Annotated in this window: 1 protein-coding gene; it reads left to right on the forward strand. The window is 61.5% G+C overall.

Features of this window, described 5'->3' with window-relative positions:
- Nucleotides 1-519: immunoglobulin-like domain-containing protein (locus N5D53_RS27645; protein WP_279841154.1), on the forward strand; the 519-nt coding region annotated here is incomplete at both ends.

The raw sequence follows: 519 nt of genomic DNA on the forward strand, positions 1-519 counted from the left end.
CCGTCAGCGGCGCAGATGCGTGGAAGTTCGAAAACCTGAACCTGGACAAGACCCCGGTCAGCACCGAGGTGACCGACGAGCCGGGTACCCCAGGCAACGAAGGCGACATCGTCAAGGTCACCATCACGGCTGACCAGACTTCGGTAGCCGAGAACGTCAAACCGACCTTCACCGTGCACGTCAACCAGCCGCTGGCCCACGACCTGGTCGTGACCCTGAGCAACAACGCTCAGGTCACCATCAAGGCTGGCGAAACCAGCGCGCCGTACACTCACGACGCGCAAGGCGATGACGTCTACAACGATGCTGGCCAGATCAGCCTGGGTATCAACTCGGCGGTGGACGCCACTGGTGCGACCTTCGAGAACCTGCAACTGGGCGGTGCTGCTTCGGTTCAAGTGACCGACACCCTCGACGAAGTGGTGGCCAAGCTGACTGCGACCCCTTCGGTGACCGAAGGCGGCGAGATCACCTACACCATCACGCTGACCAACAAAGACGGTCTGCCGATCAACAACC

It is taken from the genome of Pseudomonas sp. GD03862 (genome assembly GCF_029840855.1).
Classification (GTDB): domain Bacteria; phylum Pseudomonadota; class Gammaproteobacteria; order Pseudomonadales; family Pseudomonadaceae; genus Aquipseudomonas; species Aquipseudomonas alloputida.